Source organism: Horticoccus luteus, assembly GCF_019464535.1.
In the GTDB taxonomy this organism is placed as follows: domain Bacteria; phylum Verrucomicrobiota; class Verrucomicrobiia; order Opitutales; family Opitutaceae; genus Horticoccus; species Horticoccus luteus.
Genome location: NZ_CP080507.1, coordinates 4,084,953 through 4,108,082, shown reverse-complemented (window position 1 = coordinate 4,108,082; position 23,130 = coordinate 4,084,953). Strand labels below are relative to the sequence as shown.

General features: G+C 64.8%; 17 protein-coding genes. 7 read left to right on the top strand and 10 right to left on the bottom strand.

Annotated features, from left to right (window positions below; all coding sequences use genetic code 11):
* Window positions 1-83: 83 nt before the first annotated feature.
* Window positions 84-890, bottom strand: a complete 807-nt coding sequence (locus tag K0B96_RS16705; protein WP_220162106.1) for a TrmH family RNA methyltransferase — start codon at window positions 888-890, stop codon at window positions 84-86.
* Between the two features lie 84 nt (window positions 891-974).
* Between K0B96_RS16705 and K0B96_RS16700 the strand changes: the two genes are divergently transcribed.
* The gene (locus K0B96_RS16700; RefSeq protein ID WP_255558750.1) at window positions 975-2,396 is read left to right on the top strand and encodes a class I SAM-dependent RNA methyltransferase; all 1,422 of its coding nucleotides are present in this window, start codon (window positions 975-977) and stop codon (window positions 2,394-2,396) included.
* A gap of 314 nt (window positions 2,397-2,710) precedes the next feature.
* Here K0B96_RS16700 and K0B96_RS16695 read toward each other — a convergent pair whose 3' ends face one another.
* From K0B96_RS16695 to K0B96_RS16685, 3 genes are all read right to left on the bottom strand, one after another.
* Window positions 2,711-3,076 carry a DUF3127 domain-containing protein gene (locus K0B96_RS16695; RefSeq protein ID WP_220162104.1) on the bottom strand — a complete coding sequence of 122 codons (366 nt, stop codon included), beginning with the start codon at window positions 3,074-3,076 and terminating at the stop codon, window positions 2,711-2,713.
* 88 nt (window positions 3,077-3,164) lie between these two features.
* On the bottom strand, window positions 3,165-6,104 hold the full coding sequence (locus tag K0B96_RS16690; RefSeq protein WP_220162102.1) for a WD40/YVTN/BNR-like repeat-containing protein: 2,940 nt from the start codon (window positions 6,102-6,104) through the stop codon (window positions 3,165-3,167).
* Between the two features lie 313 nt (window positions 6,105-6,417).
* On the bottom strand, window positions 6,418-7,884 hold the full coding sequence (locus tag K0B96_RS16685) for a type IV pilin protein (RefSeq protein WP_220162100.1): 1,467 nt from the start codon (window positions 7,882-7,884) through the stop codon (window positions 6,418-6,420).
* Between the two features lie 238 nt (window positions 7,885-8,122).
* On the opposite strand from K0B96_RS16685, the gene K0B96_RS16680 reads away from it, so the two are divergent.
* A complete protein-coding gene (locus K0B96_RS16680; protein ID WP_220162097.1) occupies window positions 8,123-10,378 on the top strand; it encodes a hypothetical protein in 2,256 nt (751 codons plus the stop codon).
* A gap of 54 nt (window positions 10,379-10,432) precedes the next feature.
* Here the strand turns inward: K0B96_RS16680 and K0B96_RS16675 are convergent, their stop codons facing one another.
* The 3 genes from K0B96_RS16675 to pdxH are packed head-to-tail and all read right to left on the bottom strand — an operon-like array spanning window position 10,433 to window position 13,344.
* A complete protein-coding gene (locus K0B96_RS16675; RefSeq protein ID WP_220162095.1) occupies window positions 10,433-11,152 on the bottom strand; it encodes a lipoyl protein ligase domain-containing protein in 720 nt (239 codons plus the stop codon).
* A 15-nt stretch (window positions 11,153-11,167) separates the two neighbouring features.
* The gene (locus K0B96_RS16670; protein ID WP_220162094.1) at window positions 11,168-12,709 is read right to left on the bottom strand and encodes an ATP-binding protein; all 1,542 of its coding nucleotides are present in this window, start codon (window positions 12,707-12,709) and stop codon (window positions 11,168-11,170) included.
* A complete protein-coding gene (pdxH, locus tag K0B96_RS16665) occupies window positions 12,706-13,344 on the bottom strand; it encodes a pyridoxamine 5'-phosphate oxidase (RefSeq protein WP_220162092.1) in 639 nt (212 codons plus the stop codon). The genes K0B96_RS16670 and pdxH overlap by 4 nt, the downstream gene beginning before the upstream one ends.
* A gap of 271 nt (window positions 13,345-13,615) precedes the next feature.
* On the opposite strand from pdxH, the gene K0B96_RS16660 reads away from it, so the two are divergent.
* On the top strand, window positions 13,616-14,857 hold the full coding sequence (locus K0B96_RS16660; protein ID WP_220162090.1) for a M20 family metallopeptidase: 1,242 nt from the start codon (window positions 13,616-13,618) through the stop codon (window positions 14,855-14,857).
* A 73-nt stretch (window positions 14,858-14,930) separates the two neighbouring features.
* Here K0B96_RS16660 and gdhA read toward each other — a convergent pair whose 3' ends face one another.
* Window positions 14,931-16,304: an NADP-specific glutamate dehydrogenase gene (gene gdhA, locus K0B96_RS16655; RefSeq protein WP_255558748.1), complete on the bottom strand. Its 1,374-nt coding sequence runs from the start codon at window positions 16,302-16,304 to the stop codon at window positions 14,931-14,933.
* A 203-nt stretch (window positions 16,305-16,507) separates the two neighbouring features.
* Entirely contained in the window at window positions 16,508-17,092 is a 585-nt protein-coding gene (locus K0B96_RS16650) for a MarC family protein (RefSeq protein WP_220162086.1), read from the bottom strand.
* Window positions 17,093-17,198: 106 nt separating this feature from the next.
* Here K0B96_RS16650 and K0B96_RS16645 point away from each other — a divergent pair, with 106 nt between their 5' ends.
* The 3 genes from K0B96_RS16645 (at window position 17,199) to rlmN (ending at window position 20,668) form a co-directional block, all read left to right on the top strand.
* Window positions 17,199-18,611: a glycosyl hydrolase gene (locus tag K0B96_RS16645; RefSeq protein WP_220162084.1), complete on the top strand. Its 1,413-nt coding sequence runs from the start codon at window positions 17,199-17,201 to the stop codon at window positions 18,609-18,611.
* Window positions 18,612-18,692: 81 nt separating this feature from the next.
* Window positions 18,693-19,511: a histidinol-phosphatase gene (locus tag K0B96_RS16640; protein ID WP_220162082.1), complete on the top strand. Its 819-nt coding sequence runs from the start codon at window positions 18,693-18,695 to the stop codon at window positions 19,509-19,511.
* A gap of 80 nt (window positions 19,512-19,591) precedes the next feature.
* Window positions 19,592-20,668 carry a dual-specificity RNA methyltransferase RlmN gene (gene rlmN, locus K0B96_RS16635; protein ID WP_220166601.1) on the top strand — a complete coding sequence of 359 codons (1,077 nt, stop codon included), beginning with the start codon at window positions 19,592-19,594 and terminating at the stop codon, window positions 20,666-20,668.
* 290 nt (window positions 20,669-20,958) lie between these two features.
* Here the strand turns inward: rlmN and K0B96_RS16630 are convergent, their stop codons facing one another.
* A complete protein-coding gene (locus K0B96_RS16630; RefSeq protein ID WP_220162080.1) occupies window positions 20,959-21,906 on the bottom strand; it encodes a class I SAM-dependent methyltransferase in 948 nt (315 codons plus the stop codon).
* Window positions 21,907-22,112: 206 nt separating this feature from the next.
* Between K0B96_RS16630 and K0B96_RS16625 the strand changes: the two genes are divergently transcribed.
* Complete coding sequence (locus tag K0B96_RS16625) at window positions 22,113-23,084, top strand: DUF481 domain-containing protein (RefSeq protein ID WP_255558746.1); 972 nt, start codon at window positions 22,113-22,115, stop codon at window positions 23,082-23,084.
* Window positions 23,085-23,130: the final 46 nt, after the last annotated feature.

Here is a 23,130-nt window from a genome sequence, read left to right as displayed (position 1 = left end):
CGCGCACGGCCAGCGGCAGGCGCTTACGGTGCGCGGCGTCGCATGACCACAGCGGCCGCGGTTCGGCGGGCGGGAGATGCCTCTCAGCGCCCGGCGCGTTGGCGCACGGCTTCGAACAGCGTGATAATTGTCGCCATGGCGACGTTGAGCGAATCGGCCTGGCCGGCCATGGGGATACGCACGGTGGCATCGGCTTGTTGCAGCCAGAATTCGCTGAGTCCGTATTGCTCGCTGCCCATGACGATCGCGAGCGGGCCGCGCAGATCGGTGTCAGAGTAAAGTGCGGTGGCGGCAGGCGTGGTGGCGACCGCGCGAATGCCCCGGGCGCGCAGCCACGCGTGCACGGCCTCACTGTCGGCGATGATCACGGGCACGGAAAAAAGCACGCCGGTCGAGGCGCGCACAACGTTGGGGTTGAAAACATCGGTGACTGGATCGCACACGATCACGGCGTCGCACCCGGCGGCGTCGGCGCTGCGCAGAATGGTGCCGAGGTTGCCCGGTTTCTCGATGGCTTCCACGACGAGAAGAAAGGGCGCGGGGCCGGAGGGCACGTCGTTGAGGGTGCGGCGCCATTGCGGAGCGACGGCGAGGAGGCCGTCGGGGCGTTCACGATACGCGACTTTGGCGAACGCGTCCTTGGCGAGCTCGAAGGTTTGGGCGCCGGCAGCTTCGGCTTGCGCGATGAGCGCGAGTTCATTTTCGCCGAGAAACCAATCGGGGGAGAAGTAGAGTTCAGTGAGCGCGATGTTTTTCTCCAGCGCGCGGCGAATCTGCCGATAGCCTTCGACGAGAAACACGCCGGCCTCATCGCGCGGGCGCCGGTCGCGCAGCTTTACGAGCTGTTTCACGCGCGGGTTTTGGAGGCTGGTGATCTTCTCGACGGGCATGCGCTTGGTTTGAACGCGCGGCCGGCGGAGGGCACGGCGAAAAATCCGGCTTCGTTTTGCGGGCGGCGTGTGTTTCCTCAGGGCGTGGGGAAAAAGAAACGGTTCAACGACCAGCCCTTCGCGTATCACGCGGAGATCGAACTGGAGATCACGACGCTGACGAATCTCGGCGCGGGCCTCGGGCGCATGCCGCTGCGCGCGACGGACGGCGCCGCCGAAACCCTGTGGGTGGTGATGGTGCCGTTTACGCTGCCGGGCGAACGCGTGCGCGCGCGGGTGTTTCGCAATCACAAGAATTTCTCGGAGGCGGATCTTGTGACGGTGCTCACACCTTCGCCGCACCGGATCGCGGCGTCGTGTCCGCTGTTCGGGCGCTGCGGCGGGTGCCAATATCAGCATCTCAGCTACGCCGAACAGCTCGCGTGGAAGCGCCGGCAAGTGGAGGAGTTGTTGCAGCACATGGTGGGGGTGACGTTTCCCGTGGCGGCCGTGATCGGCTCGCCGCGCGAGTTTGGTTACCGTTCGAAAATTACGCCGCACTTCGCGGCGCCGCGGGCGGCAATGACGCAGCCTGCGACCACCGCGGCGAAGCAGGAAACGACCGTGCCGGGAGCCGTGCCGGATAGCGGGGCGGCGAACGGAGGGACGGCGACGGCCCCGGCGACGACGAACGCACCGGCGTTGCCAATCGGTTTTTTGCGACAAGGAACGCGGTTCGAGATCGTGGACGTGCCGCAATGCCCGATTGCCACGCCCGCGATCAACGCGCGCCTGACGGAGGTGCGCGCGGAGGTGCGCGCGCGGGCGACGGAGGGCGCCTTCACGCGCGGGGCGACGCTGCTCTTGCGCGAAGCGAGCGGCGCGGTGACGACGAATTACGAAGCGGTGATCACGGAGACGATCGAACTTCCGGTCGGACCGGGCCGCGAGGGCGAAGACAAGCGCGGGGGAACGCGCACGCTGCGGCTGCAGTTTCTCGCGCGCGATTTCTTTCAGAACAACCCGTTTATTCTGCCGGCCTTCGCGGCGTATGTGAGTGCGCAGGCCGCAGCAACCGGCGCGCGGTTTCTGGTGGATGCGTATTGCGGGAGCGGGCTGTTCGCGCTGGCGGCGGCGCCGGCCTTCGAGCGCGTGGCCGGCGTGGAATTGAGCGCGACGAGTATCGATTTTGCGCGCAAGAACGCGGCGGCGAACCATATCACCAACGCCAATTTTCTGGCGGCGGACGCAGCGGCGATTTTTGCGGGTTTGGATTTCCCGGCGACGGAGACCGCGGTGATCATCGACCCGCCGCGGAAGGGCTGCGACGAAGCGTTTCTGCAGCAGCTTTTCGCCTTTGGGCCGCGCGCGGTGGTTTACGTTTCGTGCGATCCGGCGACGCAGATGCGGGATCTGAAACAATTTCTCGCGGCTGGCTACATGCTCACGGCCGTGCAGCCATTCGATCTCTTCCCGCAGACGCGGCATCTGGAGTGCGTGATTACGCTGCGGAACATCGCTGGATGAGAAAGATAAGGCGACCCCGCTGACGTGATCATGAGCAATCGCCACCCGAAAATCCGCCTGCGAGAAAGGACACACGGAGGCACGATGAAAGGAGTCTGGCTTTGTAGTATATGCATCACCTCGCAAACCGCCCTCGCCATCAGTCAGACGCTCTCCGCGCTCCTGGAAAACGATATTACGACCGTGATAGGTGACCGTTAGTCCGGAGTTGTTGGGTTACTCTGCGGCACCATGTTTCTCGCGCGTGACTCTGCGTCTATAGACGTCAAGTGGCGCTTGCGCTGCGCGTTGGCGGACTCAAGCGGTTCGCTGCATCAAAACGGCGGATCTTCATCAAGATCCATGCTGCCGGCTCCCGGCTCGGGTTCACTCAATGGCGGACCGTCGTCTGTTGACGCCGGGCCCCGGCCGCCCGTGTCCAGCGACTCGATCTTCCACGCGTTCAAGTTGACGTAATAGTTTTCCTTCCACTCGCGACCGCGGATGTCGAAGGAGACTTTCACTTTTTCGCCGACCTTGAGCGCGCCCACGAGGGCGACTTTGTCCTTCACGGTTTCGAATTTGAGGTCCTGCGGAAAGCGTCCGTCGGGAACAGTCACCACGAACTCGCGCTTGTTGAAGCCGCTGCCGAAGGTCTGCTCGTCGAAGATTTTTTTGATGGTGCCCGAGATTTCAAACATGGGACGAAACGGTAAGCGTGGCGCGTGAGGTGGCCAGACGGCTTTTAAGAAAAAACCGTTGGAAAGATCGGTCGCACCGGACCTGCGTTTACGAGGACGAATGGGCGCTCGCCGGAGTTGTCGCGACGCGGCCGAAGACGAAATCCGCGCCATACGCGCCGTAGAGTCCGCCATTCTGCCAAGTCTGCCCGCGGTCATCGCTGTAGAACGAGCCTTCCTCAAACGTCGAGGCCCACAAACGGGCGGGATGCTGCGGATCGAACGCGAGGACGAACACATTCAGGTTAGGCAGACCTGCGCTGCGGTCCACCCAGGTTTGGCCCGCGTCGCCGGAGACTCGCACACCGGCTCCCCAGCCGCCGATCGCCATCAAGGCGGGATCGTGCGAATCCAGTGCGGCGGCGTAGAGTTGCGCGGTCGCCGTGGCGGGGTCCGTGGGTTTCCACGTCTCCCCTGCATCAGTGGAAAGCCAGGCGCCCTGGACGAGCGTGGCGGCGAGCAACCGTTGCGGTTGCACAGGACTTTGCCGCAGACGCGTAATCGTGACGGTGGGAAAGTTGAGCCGCTGCCACGTCAGCGCGGCGTCGACCGAGGCGTAGAGCCCTTCCTCCATACCCATTAACACGCGTCCTGGTTGTTGTCGGTCCGCGATCAACGTCTGGCCATAGAGTCGGTCCAACCCGCGTTGCGTGCACGTCCAAGTCTGTCCGGCATCCACCGAGCGCAAGGGGCTCCACATGGTGGCAGCGTAGACGAGATCGGGATTGCCCGCGTCGAATTCGATGGCCCTCACGTCGGCGACCTCCCAACCGGTGGTCTTGCGCCAAGTCCGGCCGTGATCGACCGTGCGGACCACGCCGTCGGCTGAGGCGATCAACTGAATGGCTGGGTTCGTGGGATGGAGCGCCAGCGTCGCCACGCCGAGAATGCGCGGTCCGGTGAGCACCCATTCGCCCGAGGGCAACCGCTCATACAAGCCCGAGTCGGACGGCGTCGCGGTGTTCTGCTGCGCCTTCGTCATGGTCAACGCCGCGTAGAACGCCGGCCGGGTGGACGCAGCGGAGTCGGCGGGGACCGGTGGCAAAGCCGGGACGACAGACTCACGGGGACGATTTTGAAAATCGAGCAACTGGGTCTCACCGCCGTGCTGGAGAGAGAGCTGTCGACTGCCGACCGCGGCGTGGCCGAAGGGGCTGTCGAAGAGCGGCCAGTTGGCGTAGTCCACTGGCGCGCCGTTCACGTGCGGCGTGTCGCCATAGCGGACCTGGAGCTTCGTGCCGTCCAAAGCGGTGAACGTGGCCGCCGGCGTCGGCGACAGCGAAAAGGTCAGCGCCAGCCCGCGCACGGCGTCTTGAAACGCCGCGAACGACGAGAAGTCGCGTGTGGCGGCGACTTGCACGATGTAGCCGTTTTGATGCGCCTCGCTGACGTAGCAGCGGTGCCCTACGCCCCACTCCTCGAAATCGCCGCTGACGAGAATACCGCCAGCGCCTCCGCTGAGAAAACCGGTCCAGTCGTTCGGACGCCATTGGCCTTGAACGAAGGGTCGGCAGGCAAGGTAGACGGGGCCGCCTTGCGTGAAGATCCAACCGGACGAATCCTCGACGGTGTGCTCCAAATCACGGGAGAAAAAAAGCGTGATGTGGTGAAAGAGTGCCGAGGCGGGAATGTCCTGCAGCGCGATGAGCGCCCGGCCGCTTTGCACGACCTGCTCATACGGTGAACCGCTGGCGAGTTTGTCTGGTGAGTCGTAGTCCGCCTTCGAGCGCGTGATCAAATCGGTGACCACGGCGGGATCGACGGGGAAATACATGCTGCCCTCAACCGACGAAGCATACGGCTGCACGCCGAAAAACGAAGGACACCGCATCACGGCGTTTTCCGTGCGCCAGATCAGTCCCCACGTTTGCTGCTGGATCGGTTGCAGCAGGCCGCCTTGGGACGAACCCAGGATGAAGTCAGGGTCAACGTAGCTGTATTTATACACCGGCACGGTGCGCTTGTCGCCGATCACGAAGGAATCCGGCCCCGCATGCCGCATCCGCCAGCGGGTGCGCTTGCGCTCCCGTTCGACATAAGGCTGCGCGCGCTCGCGGGCGATGCGTTCCAAGATCGGCGGCGGCTCGTAGCCGCTGAGGGCGATCAATTTGGCGCCGCGCTCCGGCAGTTCGTCGCGCAGTTGATGGCGCGTCACCTGTCGCTCGCTGGGCTCATACTCGCCCAGGCCAAACAACAACCAGCCGAGGGCGGCCGCCGCGGTGCGGCCCGGAGCCATGATATGGCGCGGATACACGCGACTGTGCGCCCCGCCATAAAGCCCGTCCAGCGTCTCCGCCGCATAATCATAGAAAATATAGTCGAGCATCTGCTTCGCACGGTCGCGGAACGCCTTATCCTGCGCCCAGCCCGCAAGCAGCGCGAGCCCGACGGCGTATTCCTCGATGTAGTTGGGAGAATCGTATTCTCCCTGCCCGTAGCTGGTCGTGACGCCGATCCAGTGTTCTATATAGTTTTTGGCTTCGGCCAGATTCTCGGCGGAAGACCGGCCGTTGAACCAACACTCCGGTCCCGCGTCGGGGTGGGTTTGCGCCACGAGATAATAACTCGCATAGCTGAGCAGCCAGTGGTTCTCGGTGTCGCCCCGGCTCGGCCAATACGTGCGCCACAATTCGGTCATGCGGTCGCGACTCTTCGCATCGAGCGCCTGCTGGCCGGCCAGCATTACGGTCACCGTGGGATACGCCCAAAACATGTTCGCGGAGGGCGTCGCACGGTCGAGAACTTCGAGCCGGGCCAGGGCGGCCTCGCGCTTTTCGCCCCGGTGGAAACACGCGGCGATATCGAATTTGCTCCCCCGCGTGGGATCGCCCGGCACCACGGCGGCGACGGCTTCGCTCAGGATGAACTCGCGGCGGGCCCGATAGCGCTGCGCGATCGCGGCGGCCGAGAGATCGAGCGCCGGAAGCGCGCCGCTCGAGGGCGTCTGCGAGGCAGGATGAGGAGCTTTGGCGTCGTCGGAAGAGACCATCGCGCGAAGCTGGTCGGGCGCTTTTCGCTCTTCAATTCCAATGATTCCGCTCGCCAGCCAGGCATCGACGGGCTGCGACGTTGGGCGAAAACAACCCGCCGCGGCGGGTTCGGACGCGGGTGATTTTGCCGGTCCACGGCGCGAACGACGCAGACCAGGTCGAAGGTCAGCGGATGACGACCGCCAGCCTGTGCGCTTCGCTTCCCGGCGTCGCCGCGCGCCGGAAAATCTTGAGCGCGCCACTCACCGCCCGCAGTGGCGTCCCCGCGGGATACAAGACGGGCGGCGCCGGAGACGGGGGCGACGGGCGGTTTTAGGGCCCGTATTCGACCATGCGGCCGTCGGGGAGGCGGATGCGGAGAGGCAGGCCGGCTTCGAGGCGGATTTCGCGATAATTTTCGCCCATCACCGGAATGATCTTTTTGATATAACGCTTTTCGCCGACGATTTCGTCATACGTGGTCGTGGAGACCCCGTTTTCCAAATAATATTGGTCAGCGGCCGCGGAGAGCTGGCGAAGGTTGTTGAGCACCGCCTTTTGTTGCGAAGACGTGCGGACTTTCTGAAATGCAGGAATGGCCATCGCGCTCATCAGGCCGATCGTGACGGGGTTATAGACAGAAACCATGGCGAGATCCTGTTTGAACGAGCGGTTCATATAGGAACGCACGAGGATGCCGTCGGGCAGGTTCGTGCGAATGCCGACCAGAGGTTGGTCAGGCGTCGGCAGCCGGGAGATGATCATCGTGATCAGTTGCTTGAGCGGCGGCGGCAGCGTCGGGTTGAGTTTTTCGATGCGCTTCAGGTGGTCAAAGAATTGCGGCGTGACGTAGGACAGCCCGTTGCCCTCGTGACCGACGTGGTCGAGGGCCTGTTGAAATTCCGGTTGTTGCGCCAGCCCGGTTTTTTGGGCGCGGCACTCGTCGTAAAACGCGCGGGAGGTGGCGAAGTACAGATCGCGGCCATCGACGACAAAGACGGGTGTCCAGCCGAAACCGGCAACCGGCTTGGCGCTGGTATAAACATGAAACGCGCCTTCGTCGGTCCGTTGGAAACCGGCTTCCTGCGCAAGCGCGCTTTCAACGACCGGCCCCACGCCGTCGACGCAGACGAGCAGGGAGAACGCCGGCAGGGTGATGCTCGCTGGCGGAGGCATCTGCATGGTCTTCACCGAATCGATGCAGAGAACCATGGCACTGTGGCCCTTCAGGCCGTAGATGAGGTCGAGCAGCGAGAGTTTGGCGGAGTCACTGGCGTGCTTGATGGCCGCTTCCATTTTGTTGCTGGCGGGCTCGCCGGCGACTTCGGCGACAACGTCTTTCACGGTCTGGTAAACAGCCGCGATATCGAGATCCGCTTCAGAATAGACGGCGGTATTCGCCGGCGCGAGGTTCAGGTGGGTGAAGGGCGCGGGCTTGCCGCCCAGTCCGGCGAGCAACCCGTGACGGCCTTCGGGCGTATAGAGAAACAGGCGGTTGCGGAAGAAGCCGGTGCCGTCGGGCACCGAACTGAGACCCATGGCTTTGACGTCGGCCAGGCCGAGCTTCGTCGCGATCGCGGCGTAGTCGTGTTGCGCGAAGGAACGCAGGTTCGGCTGGGCGGCGGCCACCTCCGTCATGATGTCCTTGAAGCTGCGGGCGACTTTTAGCGCGTCGCCGTCGACGTCCACGTAGCCATAGAGCGTGCCGCCGAGCTCAAGCTGTTTTTGAACCGCAAGGAAGCTCGGGCTGCGCTCCTTTGGCGGCACAATTTCGACGGTGGCGGGTTGAGGCGTTGCCACGCGAGCGGCGGCCGCGGCATCCGGCGTGTTGCCGGAAGAGGACTCCTTTTTTTGACACGAGGTCAGCGCGAGGCCAAGCGACAGAGCAACGACTAAGGCTGGAAGGTGGAGGGGGCGGGGCATGGCGCGACGCTGGCATTTTACACGGCTGTGAACAGCGAAAATCGTAGCGACGCGTCGGCCTAAAGCCGTCATCTCGCAGGTTGCGCTGGGCGACTTCGCCCGACACAAAGCGGGGATGATCAAATTCGGATTTGGCGCGCAGCAACACGTCTGGAAATTTTTCCGCATCGGCGGATTTGATCAGGTGCGGATCTCCACGGCGGAGGATCTGAAGGCGCTCGGGCAGCTCGATCAAAAGTTGTGGGCGGCGTTAAGCTGTCCGGTACGCGGGTTGGAGTTCGACGAGCGCACGCTCGCCATGATCGACCTCGATGGTGACGGGCGCATCCGGGTGCCGGAGCTGCTGGCGGCGGTGCATTGGTGCGACCAGCACTTGAAGGATATCGGCGTGATCATCGATCCCGCGCCGTTGATGCCGCTCGCGGCGATCAACGACCAGACACCCGAAGGTGCGTTGCTCCTCGCGGCGGCGCGTGAGGTGCTCGTGAGCGTGGGGCGACCGGGTGCCACGGAGATTTCGGCGAAGGACACCGTTGATCAGGATCTCATTTTCAAGACGACGCGGTTGAACGGCGATGGCGTGATCACGGCGGCGACAGCGGGCGACGCGGCGGTGGCGCAAGCGATCAACGACATCATCGCGACGGTGGGCGGCCTGCCTGATCGCAGCGGAGAGGTCGGCATCAACGCGGACAAGGTGGAGGCGTTTTTTGCCGCGGCGCGCGACTACGTGGCGTGGCAGGCGGCGGGCGTGGCGGAGGCGGTGCGGACGATCGGCGCGCAGACGGACGCGGCGTTCGAGGCTTATGCGGCGGTGGCGGCGAAGGTGGACGATTATTTTGTGCGGGCGAATCTGGCGGCGTTCGATCCTCGCGCCGCGGGCGCGTTGAACGGTGCGGTGGAAGACTTTGCCGCGATGGCGGCGAAGAATCTCGCCACGGAGACCTCCGCCGTGGAGCAGCTGCCGATCGCGCCGGTCGCGGCGGACAGCGCGTTGCCGCTGGCGGGCAAAGTGAATCCGGCGTGGACGGCGCGCCTGGCCGCGCTGGCGACGCAGGCGGTGGCGCCGCTGCTGGGGCCGCGCACGGAGCTCACGCGGGCGGAATGGCAGACGATCAAAGACCGGCTGGCGCCCTACGCGGCGTGGCGCGCGAAGATACTGGGAGCGGTCGTGGAATCGCTGGGGCTGCCGCGGCTGCGGGAGCTCGTGACGGGGCCGCTGCAAGCGACGTTGACCGAGCTCTCGCACAAGGATGCGGCGCTGGCCTCCGAGATGGCGGCGGTGAGCGATCTGGACCGGTTGCTGCGCTACTATCGCGACCTTTATCGGCTGCTGAACAATTTTGTTTCGTTCTTCGATTTCTATGAGCCGGACCGCTGGGCAATTTTTCAGGCGGGCACGCTGTATCTGGATGGGCGGAGTTTCCAGTTGTGCGTGCGCGTCGGCGACATGGACCGGCACGCGAAATTCGCGGATTTGAGCCAGACGTATCTCGCGTATTGCGAGTGCGCCCGGAAAGGCCTGGAGAAATTCACGCTCGCGGCCGCGATCACCGGCGGCGATGCGGACAATCTCATGCCGGGGCGCAATGGCGTGTTCTACGACCGCGAAGGGCGCGACTGGGACGCGCGCATCGTGAAGATCGTCGAACACCCGATCAGCATTCGGCAGGCGATGTGGACGCCCTATAAACGCATCGGCAAGATGATCGGCGACCAGGTGGCGAAATTTGCGTCGGATTGGGACAAGGAGGCGACAGCGCGCGCGAGCGCGGGAGTCGGGGCGGCGTCAGCACCGCTGGCGGGTGCGCCCGCGAAGCAGAACACGCCCTTCGATATCGCCAAGTTCGCCGGCATTTTCGCAGCGATCGGTCTGGCGTTGGGCGCGATCGGCAGCGCGCTGGCGGCGGTGATGTCGGGCTTTCTCAAGCTCGAACCGTGGCAGATGCCGTTGGTGATTTTGGGGATCTTCGTGCTGATCTCCGGGCCGTCGATGCTGATGGCCGCGCTCAAGCTGCGGCATCGCAATCTCGGGCCGATTCTCGATGCCAACGGCTGGGCGGTGAATGGTCGGGTGAAGATCAATATTCCCTTCGGTGGCCAGCTCACGCAGGTGGCGACGCTGCCGGGTAACGCCCATCGCACGCTGGACGATCCTTACGTGAACAAGGCGGCGGCGCGGAAGCGGAAATTTTTCTACGTGCTCGTCGTGCTGTTGCTCGCAGGTCTGTTCACGGCGAAGACGTTGCGCACGTGGCCGTTTCGGCCGCGCGTCGCGGCACCGGCTCCGGCGGCGGCGGCGCCGGCACCAGGCCCTGCGAATAGCCCGGCGGCGGCGACTCCGCCGGCGCCCGCTCCGGCGACTCTGTGATGCGAAGCCGCCGCGGCGGTGGAGCGCGCTCGCGTTGACGTTAACGCGCGACGTTCACCGCGCTTCGATCCACTCGGGTGACGAATAGGCGTCGGTCAGGCCGCTGAGTTCGTCGTCCGCGAAGTCCGGCCACGGGGTCGGCGCGGCCTGGACCGCCAGGGACTCCGCGAGAGCGGCGACGAAGTCGTCGTGCAACTGATCCCAGTCGAGCGGCGCGCCGACGGCGGGGCGCCAGAGCGAGCCTTGGAAGAGGAGGCCGTGCTTGTTGCGCTTCTGCGCAGCGCCGGCGATTTTTTCGCCGGACTCACGGTGGACGACATCGTAAAGTTCGGCGCGTTGGAAACACACGCCGGCCGCGCCGCATGCGTTGCCCTCGGCGGCGGGTTCGCAGGTGGTTTTGATCAGGGCAGGCACGCCTTGGCGGACGAGGGCGGCGGCGAGACATTCGTGCGTGGCGCGGTAGCTCGCGCTGGCGCGCAACTCCTCGAGCGGATGACCGCGGGGGACGACGAGGGTGTAGGTCCAGTCGTCGCGATGATCGACGAGGCCGCCGCCGGTCGGACGGCGGCAGAGATCGAAGGTCTCGTCGGGCGGCAGCGTGGCGCGGATGAACGCGATTTTCTGGCTGAAGCCAAAGGTGAACGCGGGCGCGCGCCATTCATAATGACGAAAGCGCACGGCAGGCGCGCCGGGGTAGCGTTGCAGCAGGAGGAAATCGGCCGCCATGTTTTCGGCGGCACCGGCGGTGCGGATCGGCAGCACGTGCAGATTCATCGCGACGCGGGCGAATCAGGCGTCGAGCACGCGACGCGTGGCTTTGAGCAGTTCGTTCAAGGCAAAGGGTTTCGTGAGCGAGGTCTGGTGCTGTTCCGGCCACCAGCGCAACGCTGGCACGGTGTCCGACTCGGTCATGCGGAGCACACGCAGGTCGGGGAGTTGGGCGAGCAACTGGCGCGCGAACGTCTCGGCTTCGCCGGAGACGCGGGCGATGAGGAGTTTGAAGGGCGGAGCGGAGCGCGCGGGATGCGCGAGGGCGGTTTTGAGGCTCGCCGCCGCGGTCACGCGATAGCCGTCCGCGGTCAGGATGCCGGCGAACATTTTGCGCACCACCTCGTCGTGCTCGATCAGGAGAATGGCTTCGTTGCCCCGCGTGACCACGGGCGGGGAGATCAACGCGGGCGGAGGCGTTATCGCCGGTGCCGTCGTGGCCGGGAGGAGGATTTCAAACGTGGCGCCGGTGAGCGGGGCGCTGCGCACGGTGATGAAGCCGTTGCTCTGTTGCACGATGCCATAGACGATCGGCAGGCCGAGGCCCGTGCCCTTGCCCTCGGGCTTGGTGGTGAAAAACGGTTCGAACAAATGCTCCTGCGTGTGGGCATCCATGCCGGTGCCGTTGTCGGCGACGGTGAGGACGACGTAGTGCCCGGGCGGAGTATCGGTGGAGCGGCGATGGTGAGCGGTCACGATCTCGCGGGGGGCGGTGCTGATGGTGACGCGGCCGTTGTCGCGCAAGGCATCGCGCGCGTTGATGGTGAGGTTGAGCAGCACCTGTTGCAGGTGCACCGGATCGGCCTGCACGTAGAGCGGGGCCGGGGCGAGGCGCAACTCCAGCTGGCCGGTCTCGCCGAGGAGGCGTTCCAGCAGGCTGGCATTTTCGCGCACGATGTCGTTGAGGCTGAGCGTCTGCGGGTGCATCGGCTGGCGGCGGCCGAAGGCGAGAAGCTGACGGGTAAGGGCGGCGGCTTTCTCGCCGGCTTTGTGAACCTCTTCGATGTCGTGCAACGCTTGGGGAAACGCGCCAAGGCGGGGCTTGAGGATTTCGCAGTAGCCGTTGATGACCGACATCAGGTTGTTGAAGTCGTGGGCGACGCCGCCCGCGAGCCGGCCGACGGCGTCGAGGCGCTGGGCGCGTGCGAGGGCTTCCTGCAATTTTCGTTTTTCGCTGATGTCGCGGTAAATCGCCACGATGTGCTGCGCGCGGCCGGCGTCGTCGAAGACGGGGCTGAACGTCCACGCGGCGTAGAAGGACGTGCCGCCGCGGCGCACGAGGTAACCTTCGCCGTTGAGCGAGGCACCGGGCGCGAGAGTGGCCAGCCACGTGCGCAAGCGTTCGCGTTCGGCGGCATCGGCGTGGAGCACGCCGTGGGGCTGGCCGGTGAGTTCGCCGGGGGCGAGGCCGGCCATCGCCGCGAGGCTGTCGTTGGCGTAGAGGATCGTGAAACCGCGCGGGCCGAGGCGGCGGCGGGCAATGAAAACGCCTTCGGCCTGGCCGCGCACGGCGGCGGCGAGCAATTCCGCATCGACGGCCGGGCGCACCGGGCGGCGCTTCACGGGGAGAGGCGCTCGATCGTCCAGTCGCCGTTGGCTTCGCGGCGATAGCGGAGGCGGTCGTGGAGGCGGCTGCGGCGGCCCTGCCAGAATTCCACGGTCTCGGGGTTTACACGGTAGCCGCCCCATTGTGGCGGCATGGGGATTTCGCTGCCGGCGTATTTTTTCTCGGCGGCTTTGAAGGCTTGTTCGAGCAGCGCGCGGCTGCCGATCACGGCGCTTTGTTGCGAGGCCCAGGCGCCAATCTGGCTGGCTTGCGGGCGGGAGTGAAAATAGGCGGCGCTTTCCTCGCGCGAAACCTTGGTCACCGTGCCCTCCACGATGATCTGGCGCTCGATCGCGATCCATGGGAAGAGGAGCGACACGCGGGCGTTGGCTTCGATTTCGCGGCCTTTGCGGCTTTCGTAATTGGTGTAGAAAACGAAGCCGCGACCATCGATCCCTTTGAGGAGAACGGTGCGCGTGGAAGGCCGGCCCTCGCGCGTCGCGGTGGCCACGACCATCGCGTTGGGCTCGGGGATCTTGGCGCCTTGCGCCTCCTGAAACCATTTGTCGAACTGGCGGAAGGGATCGCGCGCCAAATCCTTTTCCACGAGGCCGGCGAGCGAGTAATCCTTGCGCAAATCAGCGAGAGACATCGCGCCGGAGCATGCCGCCGCGCGTGGCCCTGTCAAACGAAGCGAAGCTCGAAACGAGCCGCCGCGCAGGGTGGCCGGCGAGACGCGCGCCGGAGGGTGCCAAGCGCACGCGGTAGAAAGGACGGCGGGGCGCACTCTGCGCTTCCGTTTCGGCGCGTTTCGGGAATTCTACGGGCATGCAACTGGCGCAGGGCAGCTTACGGTCAAACGGTCGGCTCGCGCGGCAGCGCGCGGCGCAGGTCAGCGGACGGCGGGCGGGAGGGTCGGCGGCATGACCCCGGCGGACTATCTCGACGCGCACACCGACGACCTGACGGCGTTGCTCGCACAGTTGGTGCGGACGAGCACGGTGAATCCGCCGGGCGAAAATTACGGGGCGATCACGGAATTTCTCACGCGTGAACTGACGGCGTGCGGGCTCGCGGCGAAGCGTCACCGCGTGCCGGACGCGTTTCTGCGGCTGCACCTGCCGCCGGAGCAGTTCGGTTATCCGCGTTACAATGTCGTGGGAAAACGGGCGGTGCCGGGAGCGACCAAGACGGTGCATTTCAACGCTCATTACGACGTCGTGCCGGTGTCGGGCGAATGGCGGCACGGTGGGGCGTTCAGCGGCGCGGTGGACGATGGTTGGATTTACGGGCGCGGCACCGCGGATATGAAGGGCTCGATTGCGAGCCTCGTGCTGGCGTTGCGCGCGCTCAAGGCCACCGGTGTGAAGCCGAAGATGAATATCGAAGTCTCGTTTACGGCGGACGAGGAAACGGATTCGCTGCTGGGCACGGGCTGGGTGGTGCAGAACGCGGCGATCTCGCCGGATTACGCGCTCGTGATGGAGGGCGGGGAAGGGCGCGCGGTGTGTTGCGGGCACAATGGCGTGCTCTGGTTCAACGTGATCGTGCACGGGCGCGCGGCGCATGGATCGCAACCGGAGGACGGGGTGAACGCGTTGGAGAAAATGTCGGCGCTGGTGCTCGCGTTGGAGGAGTATAAGCGCGAGTTGGCGCGGCGGACGTTTCGCACGCCGGAGGGCAAGTCGATGCGGCCGACGATCAATGTCGGGGGCGTGTTCGAGGCGGGCCCGGGCGGCAAGATCAACACGGTGCCGGCGCGGGCGAGTTTCACGATCGACCGGCGCGTGCTGGCGGTCGAGGACCATGTCGCGGCGGAGAAGGAGTTGCGGGCGTTTCTCGCGGCGGCGGCGCGCCGTATCCCGCAGTGCAAGATCACCGTCGAGAAGGTCTCGGAAAATTATTCGTGCTACTCGGCGCCGGAGCATCCGTTCTTCGCGGCGATGGCGGGCTGTGTGCGCCGCGTGCGCGGGGGGAAGACGGTGTTCAACGTGTCGACGGGGTTCAACGACATGCACTTTTTCTCGCACTACCTGAAAATTCCCACGCTCGGCTACGGGCCGGGAGGCGATGACTACCACGCGGTGGATGAACGCGCGGACGTGCGCGAGTTGGTGCGCAGCGCGAAGATTTACGCGGAGCTGCTGACGACGTTCAGCGGCTGACGAAAAGCGGCAAGGCGCGCTCTGGCTGGCCCACCGGAGGGCCAGCGCAGGGGCGCGCAGGATCGGGCGTCAGTTAGACGACGCCGAGCGCCACCATGGCGTGAGCCACCTTGATGAAACTGGCGATGTTGGCGCCTTTGACGTAGTTGCCTGGCGCACCGTATTCCTCAGCCGTTTCGTAGCAGCGCTGGTGAATGCCTTTGATGATCACGGCGAGGCGTTTCTCGGTGAACGCGAAGTCCCACACGTCGCGACTCGCGTTTTGCTGCATCTCGAGCGCCGAGGTGGCCACGCCGCCGGCGTTGGCGGCTTTGCCGGGACCGAAGGCGACGCCCGCCTCCGCGAAAACGCGCACGCCTTCGGGGGTGGTGGGCATGTTGGCGCCTTCGGCGATGGCGATGCAGCCGTTCTTGACGAGCTGGACGGCGTCCTTGCCGTTGAGTTCGTTCTGCGTGGCGCACGGCAGGGCGAGCTGACACGGCACGTCCCAGAGGTTGCCGTTGGGGACGTAGCGCGCACGTGGACGCGCGGTGATGTAATCCGCGATGCGACGACGCTCCACTTCCTTGAGCTGCTTGATCAAAGCGAGGTCGAGACCTTTGGGATCGTGGATGAAGCCCGCGGAGTCGGAGCACGCCACCACTTTGCCGCCGAGCTGCTGCAGCTTCTCGATGGCGTAGATCGCAACATTGCCGGAGCCGGACACGACGCACGTCTTGCCGTCCACGGAGTCGTCGCGCACGCCGAGCATTTCATTGAGGAAAAACACCGCGCCGTAGCCGGTGGCCTCCTTGCGGGCCTGGGCGCCGCCCCAGTCGAGGCCTTTGCCCGTCAGCACGCCGGATTCGTAGCGGTTGGTGATGCGTTTGTATTGCCCGAAGAGGTAGCCGATCTCCCGCGTGCCCACGCCGATATCGCCCGCCGGCACGTCGGTGTATTCGCCCAGATGCCGGTAAAGCTCCGTCATGAAGCTTTGGCAGAAACGCATGATCTCGCTGGTCGATTTTCCCTTGGGATCGAAATCCGAGCCGCCTTTGCCGCCGCCGATCGGCATGCCCGTCAACGCGTTTTTAAAGAGCTGTTCGAAGCCCAGAAACTTGACGATGCCGAGGTAAACCGACGGATGAAAACGCAGGCCGCCCTTGTAAGGTCCGAGGGCGCTGTTGACCTCGACCCGGAAACCGCGGTTGACCTGCACCTGGCCCTGGTCGTCCTGCCACGGCACGCGAAAAATGATCTGCCGCTCCGGCTCGCAAATGCGTTCGATGATTTTTTGCGTCCCAAATTCCGGGTGCTTGACGAGGACAGGCCCGAGGGATTCGAGCACTTCGCGGACCGCTTGGTGGAATTCCACCTCGCCCGGATTGCGCTTCACGACGTCTTCAAACAAGCCCGCCAGCTTTTCGTCGATGTGTGTCGTCCTGGTGGTGCGGGCGGGGGACGGCAACGGGACATGGCGCCGCGCAGCCTGAGTTCTCTTCTTTGGCATAAAGTCAGCCCTTACCCAACCGGAACAGAAAGCAGCGGCGCAAGGTTCAATCTCAGTGATTTTACGTCAGAGATGCATCCGCCCAGCGCACGGGCGTTGCGTTCGGTGGAGGAAAAGAAGGCCGCGAGCGCCGCCGCCGGCACGCGGGGCGCGCGTATTCGTCATCCGGAGGCCCAGCCGCGGCGGATCATGCTGATCGCGATCGCGGCGAGGAGCATGGAAATGATTTTCGAAATCGCGCGCAGGCCGGTGGTGCCGACCTTGCGACCGAGCCAGGCGCTGCCGAGCAAGGCGACGGCGACAAGCACGAGGTTGACGGCGAGCGCGGCGAGGGTGACCCACACGCCTTGCGTCTGCGAGAGGGCGAGCAGGGTTGTGATCGACGCCGGCCCGGCGATGAGCGGCATCCCGAGCGGGACGACGCCAAAATCATCGCCGAATTTCGGCGGCTCCTCCGCGGCGGAGTGAATGAGGTCGCGCGTGGCGAGGATGAAGAGAATGAGACCACCCGCGATCTGGAAGTCGCTGACGGTGATGCCGACCGCCGCAAAAATCGTCGTGCCGAGAAAAAGAAACGCGAGGGCGACGATGCCGCCGGTCCAGGTGGCTTGTCGCGCGATGCGGTGGCGCGTCGCCAGCGGCACGCCCTGCCCCATGAAGAGAAAAATCGCGGCGAGGCCGATGGGGTCGATGGCCACGAACAGCGGGATGAAGCACTGGAGGAACTCCTTGGCGAATGGAGGCACGCGCGGAGATTGACAGGCAACGCCGGGGAAAGGCAATCGCGCCCGCGCGGGTCGCTTTCGCCCTTGTTTCACCGCGCCGAAGCCGGCAAGGTGCGGCGTTTATTTTATGAAGATCAACGCCCGCTTGAGCGCCCAGCAGCTCCAACCCAAAGTCGCCCGCGTGTTTGAGCTCGCCGGGCAGAAGATCCGCGCGATCGATGCGGCGTGGGATCCCGCGAACGGCACGCCGGTGTTTACCGTGAAGGGTAAATACACCTCGCGCGGGTGGACCGAGTGGACGCAGGGATTTCAATTTGGCATGGCGTTGCTGCAATTCGACGCCACGGGCGACGAGGCGATGTTGAAACTTGGACGCGAGAAGACGGTGAAATTGATGGCCTCGCACGTGTCGCACACCGGCGTGCATGACCATGGGTTCAACAACGTGTCCACCTACGGCAACCTGCGGCGGCTGATGCTGGAGGGGAAAATCCCGCACAATCAGGATGAGCTGAATTTTACGGAGCTGGCGCTCAAAGTGTCGGGCGCGGTGCAAGCGGCGCGGCATGCGACGACCGGTTACCGCGAGCCGTGGTCGCCGGTGAAGGGTTCCGCGGGCGTGGTGCCGAGCGGCTACGTTTATTCGTTCAACGGCCCGCAGTCGCTTTTCGCGGACACGATCCGCTCGATGCGCTCGCTCGTGGTGGCGCACCAGCTCGGCCACGCGCTGATGGGCGAGGGCGACAAGCCGACGAATCTGCTGCATCGCGCGATCGAGCACGCGGCGACGACGGCGCGGTTCAACGTGTTCTTCGGGCAGGGGCGCGACACTTACGACGTGCGCGGGCGCGTGGCGCATGAGTCGATCTTCAACCGCAACGACGGCCAGTTCCGCTGCCCGAGTTCGCAGCAGGGTTATTCGCCGTTCACGACGTGGACGCGCGGCGCGGCGTGGATCATCTGCGGTTTCGCGGAGCAGTTGGAGTTTCTCGAGGCGGCGCAGGGCGTGGATCTTGACGCCGTCGGCGGCCGGCGCGCGGTGACGGATTTGTTTTTGGAGACGGCGCGCGCGGCGAGCGATTATTACATCGACGGTTACTCGGCGCTGGACGGCGTGCCGTATTGGGACAGCAACGCGCTCAACACCTGGCAACTTGGCGACTACGCGAAGAAGCCGGCGGATCCGTTCAACGCCTTCGAGCCGGTGGACAGTTCGGCGGCAGCGATCGCGGCGCAGGGCCTGATTCGCCTCGGCAATTACCTCGTGGCGAAAGGCCAGAAGGCGGCGGGCAACAAGTATCTGCAGGCGGGCCTCACGATTGCGGATACGCTCTTTGCCGAGCCTTATCTGTCGACCGACAAAAAGCATCAGGGCTTGCTGCTGCACAGCGTTTATCACCGGCCGAACGGCTGGGATCATATTCCGAAAGGGCGCAAGGTGCCCTGCGGCGAATCGTCGATGTGGGGCGACTATCACGGGATGGAGCTCGCGCTGCTCATCTCGCGGATGGCGGCGGGCAAATACTATACGTTCTTCTAAGTCGTGTCCGTCCGGGTCGCCGTTCATTCGGCCAGACCGGGGGCGACGGCCCGGACGGAATTTTAATTTTCAGATCACTTCGTGCCCGAACCGCTTCTCTACGAATCCCATTGCCATACGGTGTTGTGCAAACACGCCGTGGGCACGCCGGAGGAATATGCGGCGGCCGCGCAGGCGCGCGGATTGAGAGGGATCATCTTCACGTGCCATTGTCCGCTGCCGGGGCTGCCGCCGAATCGGATCCGCATGGATCCGGAGCAATACGAAGATTACGTGAGACTCATTGCGGGCGCGCGGGCAGCATTCGCCGGCAAGGTGGATGTGCGGCTGGGTTTGGAGAGCGATTATTTTCCGGGCGTCGAAGGATGGTTGGAGGAACTCCATGCGCGGCATCCGTTGAACCACGTGCTGGGTTCGGTGCACATGCAGGTGACGGAGTATCGGGATCGCTTTTTCCGCGGCGACTGGTTCGCGTATCAACAGCTCTATTTCCAACATCTCGCGGAAGCAGCGGAGACAGGACTCTACGACACGCTCGCGCATCCAGACTTGGTGAAAAACGAATCGCCGTGCGATTGGGATTTCGCGCGCATCCAGCCGGATATTGAACGCGCGCTCGATCGCATTGCCAGGACCGGCGTGGCGATGGAGTTGAACACCAGCGGCCTGCACAAGGCCATTCCCGAGATCAATCCGAGCGCGGCGATGCTGGCGTTGATGCACGCGCGCGGCATCCCCGTGGTGTTGGGTGCGGATGCGCATGTGCCGGAGCGCGTCGGCGCGGATTATGGCCGCGCGCTGCGGACGTTGCAGGGCGTGGGCTACACCGAGGTAAACTTTTTTCTCGAACGGAAACGGCAGACCGTGCCGATCGCGGCGGCGCTGGCGTCGTTGCGGTGAACGCGCAACGCGTGTCCGGAGCGCGCGAAGACGGCGCGGAAAAATCTGTCATTTCGCTCCGCAATGCCTATGTCGGCGGAGTGTCCGCCGCGCCGCTGAATCTCTACGACCTTACCCGGGAGGAGTTGCGGGCGCGGTTCGCCGGCTGGGATTTTTCGCCGGTGCATGCGGCGCGCCTGTGGAGCTATCTCTATGTCACGCTGGCGGATTCGTTCGCGGCGATGCCGGAGCTGCCGGCGAAAGTGCAGGTGCGGCTGGCGGCGGAGACGCGCATCGGCCGGCTCGCGACGGCGCTCGCGACGGATTCGAGCGACGGGTTTACGCGAAAATACCTGCTGGCGCTCGACGATGGGGAGCGCATTGAGACGGTGCGGATGCAGTTCGATGGACGCGTGACGGCGTGCGTAAGTTCGCAGGTCGGCTGCGCGATGGGCTGCGTGTTTTGCGCCACGGGGCAGATGGGGTACACGCGTCATCTCACGGCAGGCGAAATTGTGGGGCAGGCCGTGCATGTGGCGCGCGCGCTTCGCGAAAACTCACCGCCGGCGACCTCGCCCGTCGCCGGACCGCGGCTGCGCAATCTCGTCCTCATGGGGATGGGCGAACCATTGCACAACTACGAGGCGGTGATGCAGGCGCTGGCGATTTTGCGCGACCCGGCGGGTCTCGCGTTGGGCGGGGAACGGATCACGTTGAGCACGGTGGGCGTAGTGCCCGGCATCCTGCGGCTCGCGCGCGAGAAGCCGCCGTTGCACTTGGCGGTGTCGTTGCATGCGGCGACCCAAGCCGAGCGCGCGGCGCTCGTTCCGGTGGCGAAGAAGTGGCCGCTGGATGTGTTGATGGAGGCGTGCCGCACCTACAGCGCGGAGACGGGCCGCCGGATTTTTTACGAGTGGACGCTGATCGAGGGGCAGAATGATTCTGCGGAGCACGCGCGCGCGGTCGGCCGGCTGCTGCACGGGATGCCGGCGCAGGTGAACTTGATCCCGCTCAACCCAACGGCGGGTTACGCGGGCACGCCGGGCCGCACGGAGGCGGCGCGGCGGTTTCAGAAAATTCTGGCGGAGGAGTTCGCGCTACCGAGCACGGTAAGACAACGCCGCGGCATCGACATCGCCGCCGGTTGCGGGCAACTCGCGGTCGCTGAAGCGGGGTGAGGGGACGCATCACCGGCCCTGACGCACGATTAGCATGAGCACGATTCTGAGAAGGGCGACAGCATCGTTCCCAGCTATCAACCAGCTCCAGACTTTGCCGCCGGCGCGAACTCGAAGGCGAGATTCGGCAATGGTCTGACCAGCCCGGTGGAAATCGACTGGGGAGGGCGCGGGGAAGCGGGACGAGTGGCCTGAACGCGGCGGCAGTGACGGTGCCCAATGCCGCCGGGAGGGGCACCCGGCTTACAATTCTTCTGGCGGGCGAACTTACGCGGGCGTCTTTTTCCGGGCTAACTTTCCCAGCGGCCGTAGATGCCGCAGGGGAGCGTCTTGCCGTCGCGCTGGATTGGCAGGCCGACTTCGCCGGCGGTGATCTGGCCGCCGCGGTCGTGGAGGAGTTCGGCGAGGAGGTTTGCCACGACGGTCGGCGAGAGGCGCGCGGTGTAGGCGTTGATCAGGAAAAACAGCGGTTGTTCGCTCAGCAGGGCGCGGCACTCGGTGAGCAATTCCCAAAGGTGGTCCTCGAGTTTCCACATTTCGCCTGTCGCACCGCGGCCGTAGGTCGGCGGGTCCATGATGATGGCGTCGTAGCGACGGCCGCGGCGTTGCTCGCGACGGACGAACTTGAGGCAGTCGTCGACGATGTAGCGGATGGGCGCCTCGGCGAGACCACTGAGCGCGGCGTTTTCGCGCGCCCACTTGACCATGCCTTCGGCGGCGTCGACATGGCAGACGCTGGCGCCGGCTTTCGCGGCGGCGACGCTCGCGGCACCGGTGTAGCCGAAGAGGTTGAGGACGTTGACGGAGCGCGGGCCGGCGGCCTCGCAAGAGTCGGTGGCGGCGGTGGTCGCTGGCGCGACGGCGTGGCGGATTTTGGCGCTGAACCAATCCCAGTTGGCCGCCTGTTCGGGGAAGAGGCCGGTGTGCTTGAAGCTGGTGGGGTGAATCTTGAACGTGAGTTGCAGCGGCTCGTAGTGGACGGTCCAGTGGTCGGGCAACGGGCGGCGATATTCCCAGCGGCCACCGCCGGTTTCGGCGCGGTGATAAAAGCCGTCCCACTTGGTCCAGGGCGCGCCGGGCTTTTCGCCGTGGCGGGGCCAGATGATCTGCGGATCGGGCCGCACGAGTGTGATGTCGCCCCAGCGTTCCTGCTTCAGGCCGTCGCCACAGTCGAGCAGTTGGTAGTCGCGCCAGCGATCGGCGACAATGAGGGCGGGGCGGTGGGCGAACTGTTGCATCGGAAACGGGTCTGCGGGAACCAATGCCGCACGCGCAGGGCTGTCGAGCCACCAATCGGCCGCCGGGCAATGCAAGGGTGTGGCGTTGACAATCCGTGCCTACCTCCTGTCAAATATTCGGTTCTATGAATCTAAGTCGTTCATTTCCCATAGCCTGCGCTCTCCTTTTAGCGCTGGTCGCCAGTAATTTTGCGCGCGCAGACGTCGTGGAAACGCGTTCGGGCGCCCGTCTGATCGGCACGATTACGAAAATCGATGCCGGCGTCATCACGCTCAAAACCGATTACGCGGGCGATCTCAGCGTGAAGCAGAGCGAAGTCGTGGGGATCACGACGAACGCTCCGTTGGTGGTGCGGCTCGCGAGCGGCACGACGCTCGAGGGACGTGTGACGAGCGAAGGCGGCGCGATGAAGATCGCGGGCCCGGACGGTGAGTTGACGACCAAGGTGGACAAGGTCGCCGCGACGTGGTCGCCGGGCGGCACGGATCCGCAAGTCGCCGCGTTGCAGCGGCACTGGACCTACGAAGCGGCGGTCGATATGACCGGCAAGACGGGCAACACCGAGCAACTCGGCACGCAAGTCAGCGGCCGCGCGGTGCTCAAGACGCCGCAGGACACGTTGCAATTCTACACGGCCTACAATCGCCAGGTCAGCGAAGGCGTGAAGTCCGCCGACCAGTTCAAGGCGGGCGTGGATTACGCGAATAATTTCTCCGGCAAACGCTCGTGGTATATGCGCGACGAGGGCGGCTTCGATCGCGTGAAGGACGTCGAGCTGTATAACGTGGCCGCAGCCGGCATCGGCTACGACTTCGTGAAACAGCCGAAGCATATCTTCACGGGCCGCATCGGTTTGTCGTATCGGTATGAAGGTTATAGCAACCCGCTGACCGCAAATGTGAGCAGCGCCGGTTTGGATCTCGGGATTTACCACGAGTATCAGTTCGCGAACTCGAAGCTGGTGAACCGCCTGGCGTTTGTGCCGAGCTTCAATGATTTCAGCAATTTCCGCCTCACGCACGAATCCTACTACGAGCTGCCGATCCTGGCGCCCGCTGGCTCGCATGCGTGGGCGCTGCGGCTTGGCGTGAGCAACGATTACAACAGCAAGCCGGGCGTTGACGTCGAAAAGTTGGACACGATGTATTTCACGCGCCTCGTGCTGAGCTGGCAGTAACGCTTGCCTCGCGAGCGCGTCGACGACGGCGCCCAGCACCCTTCGA